At 38.2% G+C, this 5,999-nt stretch carries 6 protein-coding genes; 1 reads left to right on the forward strand and 5 read right to left on the reverse strand.

Annotated features, from left to right (window positions below):
- Positions 1-603, forward strand: a 603-nt coding sequence (locus tag IQ228_RS19020) for a DNA cytosine methyltransferase (protein WP_193963939.1), incomplete at its 5' end; no start/stop codon positions are given.
- A gap of 502 nt (positions 604-1,105) precedes the next feature.
- On the opposite strand, the gene IQ228_RS19025 is transcribed toward IQ228_RS19020, so the two are convergent.
- The 5 genes from IQ228_RS19025 to IQ228_RS19045 all read right to left on the reverse strand — a co-directional run bounded on the left by IQ228_RS19025 (position 1,106) and on the right by IQ228_RS19045 (position 5,789).
- Entirely contained in the window at positions 1,106-1,867 is a 762-nt protein-coding gene (locus IQ228_RS19025) for a Uma2 family endonuclease (RefSeq protein WP_027402215.1), read from the reverse strand.
- 641 nt (positions 1,868-2,508) lie between these two features.
- A complete protein-coding gene (locus IQ228_RS19030; protein ID WP_027402214.1) occupies positions 2,509-2,775 on the reverse strand; it encodes an NIL domain-containing protein in 267 nt (88 codons plus the stop codon).
- A 66-nt stretch (positions 2,776-2,841) separates the two neighbouring features.
- Entirely contained in the window at positions 2,842-3,681 is an 840-nt protein-coding gene (gene cysW, locus IQ228_RS19035) for a sulfate ABC transporter permease subunit CysW (RefSeq protein ID WP_027402213.1), read from the reverse strand.
- Positions 3,668-4,537: a sulfate ABC transporter permease subunit CysT gene (gene cysT, locus IQ228_RS19040; RefSeq protein WP_193963941.1), complete on the reverse strand. Its 870-nt coding sequence runs from the start codon at positions 4,535-4,537 to the stop codon at positions 3,668-3,670. The genes cysW and cysT overlap by 14 nt, the downstream gene beginning before the upstream one ends.
- Positions 4,538-4,694: 157 nt before the next feature.
- Complete coding sequence (locus IQ228_RS19045; RefSeq protein WP_193963944.1) at positions 4,695-5,789, reverse strand: sulfate ABC transporter substrate-binding protein; 1,095 nt, start codon at positions 5,787-5,789, stop codon at positions 4,695-4,697.
- Positions 5,790-5,999 lie beyond the last annotated feature (210 nt).

The following is a 5,999-nucleotide window of genomic DNA, read 5'->3' on the forward strand; positions in this document are numbered from 1 at the left end:
GATTTAATTGATTTACAAAATATAGAAATATTAACAGAAAAAGATATGATGCCTATAGTTGCAAATAAAGGCAAGAATTATAATTGGGGAATTGCGTATAAAAATAAAATGTTAACTTTGAATCTTCCTGCTTTACCGGATATCAAACCTAGACGGAAATTAAAAGATATTCTCCAAGATGATTTAATGGTAGATGCTCAATTTGATTTTACATCTGATACTTTAGAACGAATTAAGCAAAGTAAAGCGGTAAATCGTTATTGTCAAGGTGTGGAATTATTATATAATCAAGATGGAGGAGCAAGATTAGGGTATACAATTTTCGGAATTAATGGAATTGCATCAACATTAACTGCTTCCACATCCAGACATTATGAACGTTATCAAATAGGTGATAAATATCGGCGTTTAACTAATGTTGAATATGCCAGATTGATGGGTTTTCCTGATAATTGGTGTCGAGTAGCAAGAATTTATGATCAATATGTGTTATTTGGTAATGCAATTGTTCCTGCTTGTGTAGAATGGGTGTGTCAAAGAATTGGTAAAAGCAATATTGAATTTACTAAATCTTCTTGGCAACAATTAAGTTTGGCTATTTAATTTAAAAATGGAATTACTAACACTAGAATCTTTAAAAACGGCAGCACGTAATTTTTGCTCAGAATTAAGTGCAACACAAATTCATAATCTGTATGGGGTTACAGATGCTAAAGCAGTCGGTACTTATGTTTCATCAGGTTTGAGAATTGGGGGACGATGTGATTTATTCATAAGGTTATAAATTATGCTGTCAGTTTTTTATCTTTTATATTTATTCAATACCTTGTCCATTTTTTGTAGGTCGGGTTAAGCGACAGCGCAACCCGACGCATTTGTTGGGTTATGGCTATGGCTCCTAAGTCGCCACGCAAGCGATCGCCACACTATGGCTAACGCCTCCCGTCAGGGATACGTGAACGTACCTCAATCCAACCTACAAATCAAGACTTTTTTCGATTTGGACAAGGTATTGATTTATTATAATAAGTAGGTTAGCCTTGAAAATCGTCGTTATGGCAAGGCAAGAGGCAATCATGCAAGAGTGAAGAGGGTTTGGGCGATTTTACGGTTCTGACTCAATTCCCAATTCCCGCAATTTAGCAGCTAGTCTTTCTGCTCTTTGATGTTCTCTATCTGCTCTTTGTCTTTCCTCCTCCGCTTTTTGGCGTTCTTGTTCTGCTTGTTCTGAACTCCATAGCAGTAAATTACCTGATTTATCCCACCAACGCAGCCAGTTCATGGTTTGTCCCAATCTTTCCCCAGACCAAATTCCCAGGTATAATTCCAATTGTGGAATCCACAGCCGCCCTTGGGTATCTACTGGATGTAAAATATATCTGCCATCTTGCAAATAACGGACTTCTAGACTACTATCATAGGGGTCATAAGTCACATAAGTGGGTACTTGCAGAACTTGCTCGTAAAAATGGAGTTTACCATAGGGTGGGGTTGACCTAATGGATAGTTCTCCTCCCTCTGCTTCTGAGAGAAATTCCATCAGAATTGTCACTGCTGCACCATCTGTATTAGGGGTATAACTACGACGAATTACCCCCTCTGGTACGGAATGTACTTGAGGAACATAAAACCAGTCTGGAGCTTTGACGACAATCTTTTTATTAACTGTTGCTACCAGCCCCAAATTCGAGCCAATCAACATTTCCGGCTGAATATATCCTGAAGCTCCCAAAGCATCGGTTAAAGCCGCTGCGAGGGCGGGTTGTTGAATATTTTCCACAGGATCATCTGGTAATATAAAACTAGCTGGTAGGGGTTCCCAGGTAATGGTTGTTTTAGCTTTGATAGACGGGGCTTCGAGTACCATTATATTAACCCTCAACCAGAAATGTTTGTGCAAATTAATTAACAGTATATCAAGGGTTGAGACTTATTCTTTTGCCAAGTTAATTCACTTTTCCATGCTTTGAAGATTAACCCATTGGTACGGATTACTGAATCGTTTTCCTAAGTGCTTAATTGAAGGTTCTTACTGATGTCCGCAATTAATTGATCTAGTTCGCTGATTTCACCTAATAACCCAAGTTGCGGGTAATAAAATGCTGGATTGTTTGTAGAGTTTGAATTGGGAAGAAAGGAAGCAAAAACTAACGATAACTCTGTAGAAGCAACCGTCAGTAATTGTGAAAATAGAAGTACAAAAGTAAACTAATTAAATAAATGCTTGCTTATCTCTATCCTTGTAAGTAAATCCGCTTAAAAATATTTAGTTTTCATGGTTCAGATTGGGAGTGCGATCGCAATTTAAACCTCAAAGCTAGAAAAACTTGGTATAAGTTCACCACCAGAGAAGTAGTGTTACCTTGCTTTCCGTTAGTTTACCGCTAACCACCAAAATCGCTCCAACAAAAAGGGGGAGAAATTTCCAGCCCTTAAAATTTCCTTAGAAATAACCCACCCGTGCACTGGGGGGTGTACTTCATTTAATTAAAATATGCTGTATAATTTTCACCAATCACTAATGCTATTCTCGTCCCAAACCTGCAATTTCAATTCTTGGAGATAATTTAATCCATTTTGAATTTGTGTTTCTGTTCCTTGTATATCTAAGTCAAACCAACCATCACCTACAGCATTTTGTCCGAGAATTGCAGCTTTGATATTTACTGTTAAGCCGTATTTGGAAACTAGGCGAGAAATGACAGGTTCTTGATGATGATCTTGAGTGATTCTGACGCGAATTCGCTTGTTTATCAGGGTATTTTCACTGCTCATAACAACTCCTAAGATGTAATTTTATATCTGTCTAAAAATTACCCATTACCCATTACCCATTACCCATTATTCAACTTCTTTAATTTGGGTTTTTCGTTCCAGAATTTCCTTGAGTATCAAGGTGATTACTGCGAGGAATGCTAACAATACAGCAGCAGAAAAAGCAGCTTCAGTTTCATATTGTTTGTAAGCATCTTCTACGAATAAGGGTAAACTCTGGGTTGTATTGGCAATGTTACCAGATACGACAGAGACTGCGCCAAATTCACCCATTGCTCTGGCATTTGTTAAGATTAAACCGTAGAGTAAACCCCAGCGAATACTCGGTAAAGTTACTCGCCAGAAAGTTTGCCAATCGTTTGCACCTAATGTTCTGGCGGCTTCTTCTTGATCTTTGCCAAATTCTTCTAAGATAGGAATTACTTCTCTGGCGACAAAAGGCATACTCACAAAGGCGGTAGCCATTACCATTCCTGGAAAAGCAAAGATAATTTGGATATTATGTGCTTGTAGCCAAGGACCAAACCAGCCCTGTCTGCCGTATAGTAGGACTATCATTAACCCGGCGACGACTGGGGAGATGGAAAAGGGCAAATCAATGATACTGAGAACTATAGCGCGTCCAGGGAATTTATGTCGAGCGATCGCCCAAGCCGCGCACAATCCAAATACTGCATTCACAGGTATGGAAATCGCAGCCAGTAATAGAGTTAACCAAGCTGCATGGAGAAATTCCGGTTTTGCCAGGTTGGATAAAAATGGTCCAGATCCCTTTTTGAAAGCTTCAAAAAAAACATTAATAGCTGGAATATATTGAACCAGAAACAGGTAGGCGATCGCAATCCCAATTAAAACCGCCGGCACCCAACTTTGTTTTTTTTGTCTTTTAACTTTATCTATTGTCATATCTTCTTGCCCAAGCTTGTAAGAAATTAATTGCTAACAACATCACCAAAGAAATTCCTAATAAAACCACACCAATTACAGTTGCACCGGAATAGTCATATTGTTCCAACCGTTGGAAAATTAACACAGGTGCAATCAAATCTTTATATGGTGTATTAGAAGAAATAATTACTGTTGAACCATACTCTCCCACAGCGCGGGAAAAACCCAAAGCCACACCAGTTAAAATTGTCGGAAATAAAGGCGGTAAAATCACTTTCCAAAAAGTTTGCCATTCGGAAGCACCCAAACTCCAAGCAGCCTCTTCAATTTCCGATTCCATTTCTTGCAGTACCGGTTGGACAGTTCTCACCACAAAAGGTAAAGATATAAATATCATTGCTACCCCAACTCCCAACCGAGTAAAGGATACCTTAATCCCCATTGGTGCTAACAATGAACCCAGCCAACCATTATCACTATAAACTGTTGCCAGTGTTAAACCTGCTACTGATGTTGGCAAAGCAAATGGTAAATCTACAGTCGCATCAATAATCCGTTTCAAAGGAAAATCGTAACGCACCAATACCCAAGCAATCAAAGTTCCAAACACACCATTCAGCAAAGCTGCAAATAAAGACGTAACAAAGGTAACGTTATAAGTTGCCAATGCTAAATCATTAGTTGCAATTTCCCAAAACTTCTCTGGAGATTCTGTACTAGCCTTGAGAAACATGGCCACAATAGGAATAAATAACATGAAAGTTAGATATCCTAAAGTAATCCGCCAAGTCCAAGGAAGATGAAGCAAATTATCTAGAAACACCTTCCAAATCGAAGGTTTAATATTAGTTTGTACAGGAGAAGATACAGCCATAATTTAATCAGTTGTTAGTTGTTTTTTAGAAAATTCAGGGGACTGGAAGTCACAGCTACACAAGCAAAACCCACCTGCGTGGGTTTTAAATTTCCCTAGTCCGCGCAGGCGGACTTTGTTTGTATAGCCGTGATTTATAATCGCCGGGGCTTGTCAATTACCGCTTATTTTTAGCTTGAATTTGGTCAAAAATTGCCCCTTCAGCAAAGAACTTTTTCTGAACAGCATCCCAACCGCCTAATTCTTGAACTGTACCTAAAGTTTTGATTTGGGGATATTTGTCAGCAAACTCTTTACTCTTAGCTACTGTTTCATCAACAGGGCGAAATCCTACTTTTGCAAATTCCTGTTGTGCTTCTGGAGTGAATAAGTATTTAACAAAAGCTTCCGCCACCTCCCGATTACCATGTTTATCAACATTTTTATCAACAACAGCAATAGGATTATCAATGGAGATATTCACATCAGGAAGAATATAATTTGTTTTTTCACCCTTATCTTTGGCTAAAACAATTTCGTTTTCATAATTTATTAAAGCATCACCTTGACCTTGTTTAAAAAATGCGTCTGTAGCTTCACGGGCATCTTTAGTTAATACGGGAACATTTTTATAAACTTTAGTGACAAACTCTGTTGCTTTAGCTTCATCTCCACCAGTTTTAATGACCGAATTCCAAAGTGCGAGAAAATTCCACCGCGCTACCCCAGAAGTTTTAGGATCTGCGGTAATTAGCTTAACATTATCTTTAGCTAAATCAGCCCAAGTTTTAATACCTTTAGGGTTGCCTTCACGAGTTACTAAAGCAGCGACAGATTTAGAAACAATAGCATTATTAGGAAATTTTTTCTCCCACCCAGCTTGAATTAATCCCGCCTTCTCAATTTTTTGCGTATCTAAAGCTAGTGCTAGGTGAACAACATCCGCTTCTAAACCATCAACTACAGCACGAGTTTGTGAACCAGACCCGCCATAGCTTTGTTTGAAAACTACAGTTTGGTTATGTTCCTTTTGCCATTTTTCCACAAATTTGGGAATAATGGCAGCGTGAGCAGCTTTAGTGACAGCAAAAGATACAAGGGTTAGTTCTACATTCTGGCTTTTACCCGTATCATTACTGGTGTTTGTCCCAGAACAAGCAGCAAGAGATACACTCAATACCGTTCCTACTAAAACAAGTGAGACAAAGCCTTTGAGAGAATTGGGGCTAAACCTCAGTTGTAATATTTTCCGTAATTGTTGCCACAAATTCATTATTTTTCCTCCTGTAAAACTACGGATAATTAATTTTTTAGCTTGCAGTTATGTGCTAGTGCAAAAGTACATAATTGTCAATGCCATTTTAAACAGCATATTGACGATAGGGAATATGGTGATTTTACCAGTTTTAGGACAAATTACAACGCCTCTAATAAAGAAGTATCTATTTTCAATTGTCTTTATAGAAATTGCAAAATATAAATA

The organism is Dolichospermum sp. LEGE 00246, from assembly GCF_015207865.1.
GTDB lineage: Bacteria > Cyanobacteriota > Cyanobacteriia > Cyanobacteriales > Nostocaceae > Dolichospermum > Dolichospermum heterosporum.

Bases quoted from the DNA above. Each gene is read 5' to 3' on its own strand.
- IQ228_RS19045 (WP_193963944.1), bottom strand. From the start codon at position 5,789: ATGAATTTGTGGCAACAATTACGGAAAATATTACAACTGAGGTTTAGC.
- cysT (WP_193963941.1), bottom strand. From the start codon at position 4,537: ATGGCTGTATCTTCTCCTGTACAAACTAATATTAAACCTTCGATTTGG.
- IQ228_RS19030 (WP_027402214.1), bottom strand. From the start codon at position 2,775: ATGAGCAGTGAAAATACCCTGATAAACAAGCGAATTCGCGTCAGAATC.
- cysW (WP_027402213.1), bottom strand. From the start codon at position 3,681: ATGACAATAGATAAAGTTAAAAGACAAAAAAAACAAAGTTGGGTGCCG.
- IQ228_RS19025 (WP_027402215.1), bottom strand. From the start codon at position 1,867: ATGGTACTCGAAGCCCCGTCTATCAAAGCTAAAACAACCATTACCTGG.